Below are 1,524 nucleotides of genomic sequence, written 5' to 3'. Positions count from 1 at the left end.
GCCCGCTCGCGAACCTCAGGGGAGAAAGGTGGGATATGCTTCGTCATGGCTCCAGTCTCTCAAGAGTTGGAGCCTCCGAAAATCCCGGAGCGGTTCATCCCTGAGTCGGCGTGGCGGGGTGAGCGTTGATCCCTGAGGGTTCGTCAGGGAGATCGCCATGGCCCGTGCCTACAGCCACGATCTGCGTATTCGCGTCCTGGACGCGGTGGGCGCGGGCCTGTCCCGCCGGGCCGCGGCCCTGCGCTATCGGGTTGGCATCGCCACGGTGATCCGCTGGGCCGCGCACGCAACGACGACAGGAGGGACGCGGGCTCAGCGTCAGGGCCGCCCACCCGGCTCCAAGCTCGACGTGCACGAAGCCTTCCTGCTCGCCCTCACCGAAGAGAAGGACGACATCACGCTCGCCGAGATGCAGGAGTGCCTGCGTGCCGAGCGCAGCGTATCGGTCGGACTGGGCACGCTCTGGCGGTTCTTCGCCCGCCGGGCGGTGACGTGGAAAAAAAGTCAGCGCACGCGGCCGAGCAGGCTCGTCCGGACGTGGCCGCAGCGCGCGAGGCGTGGTTTGCCGCGCAGCCCGACCTCGATCCCGAGCGCCTGATCTTCATCGACGAGACGGGGCTGTCCACCCGCATGGCGCGCCTGCGTGGTCGCTGTGCCCGCGGTCAGCGCCTACGCTCGGGCATCCCGCAACGAACCGTAAGCCTTCGCGCCATCTTGCACCGAATGCGGTGACCCGCCATCAATCGTGGCCGTTTCGGAGCGCAGGATGAAGCATGCTTTGATCGGGGCTGTTCCCTTACTGCTCGTCAGCTCCACCTACGCTGAAGCCATGAGTAGGCACGAGCTTCACGCACTCTGCAAGGCGCCATCGGCCTCGCAACGGTACGCTATCGGCCTCCGTTACACTTTGGGCGAGATCAGCACTGCAGACGCCTCGGGCAGAAGTGGGCGATTATACTGCCGAGCTTACGGCATGAAGGTGGAACAGGCTCATCGAGTGGTATGTCAATGGCTGAAGCTAAACCCGCAGCATCGGCATGAGGAGGCCGGCCCGCTGCTGCGCGTCGCCTTGGGAGAGATCTGGCCCTGCACGAGGTAGCAATGAGTTCGGCCTTGAGCCGGCTCGACCACGGTTGCGAGCAAGCCGAAGTGAGCGGGCTGGACGTGGATCGTCGAGGGTGACTACGCTGCCAATGCCCGCTGTGAGAAGTAAGGCATTCGCGTCACTGCGATGAGCCGCCGACAAGTTCGCATGTGCCGCCAAGATGTTCCTCGATGGCCGCCAGCGCGACGTCCAGCGAAGGATGGAAGAGAGGGATGCCGTCGAGCCGGCTCCCTCGCTCCGGCACGATCGTAAAAGGGGTGTTTGGCCACGGCACCTCGCGGATCAGGCCGAGATGGTGGCCAAGGCGGTCATACAGGCACCATTCGGTGCCGGCCGCCCCGATCGGATTGACGATGACGTCCACGACCCGCCTCCGAGCAAAAGATGATGCGTCGCTTCCTGCCGCACGAACGAGCATG

General features: G+C 65.1%; 2 protein-coding genes and 1 pseudogene. 2 read left to right on the top strand and 1 reads right to left on the bottom strand.

Going from position 1 to position 1,524, the window contains the following annotated elements; translation table 11 throughout:
- Positions 1-157: 157 nt before the first annotated feature.
- Both WDW90_RS36980 and WDW90_RS41095 read left to right on the top strand, forming a co-directional pair.
- A pseudogene (locus WDW90_RS36980) lies at positions 158-687 on the top strand (IS630 transposase-related protein); the annotation flags it as partial.
- Positions 688-766: 79 nt separating this feature from the next.
- On the top strand, positions 767-1,099 hold the full coding sequence (locus tag WDW90_RS41095; RefSeq protein ID WP_431311203.1) for a Rap1a/Tai family immunity protein: 333 nt from the start codon (positions 767-769) through the stop codon (positions 1,097-1,099).
- 124 nt (positions 1,100-1,223) lie between these two features.
- Here WDW90_RS41095 and WDW90_RS36975 read toward each other — a convergent pair whose 3' ends face one another.
- Positions 1,224-1,469, bottom strand: coding sequence for a hypothetical protein (locus tag WDW90_RS36975; RefSeq protein ID WP_336492700.1), 246 nt, complete (start codon positions 1,467-1,469; stop codon positions 1,224-1,226).
- Positions 1,470-1,524 lie beyond the last annotated feature (55 nt).

Source organism: Methylobacterium nigriterrae, assembly GCF_037106235.1.
Classification (GTDB): Bacteria; Pseudomonadota; Alphaproteobacteria; order Rhizobiales; family Beijerinckiaceae; genus Methylobacterium; species Methylobacterium nigriterrae.
This window is presented reverse-complemented; position numbering and strand designations above follow the sequence as displayed.

Bases quoted from the DNA above. Each gene is read 5' to 3' on its own strand.
- WDW90_RS41095 (WP_431311203.1), top strand. From the start codon at position 767: ATGAAGCATGCTTTGATCGGGGCTGTTCCCTTACTGCTCGTCAGCTCC.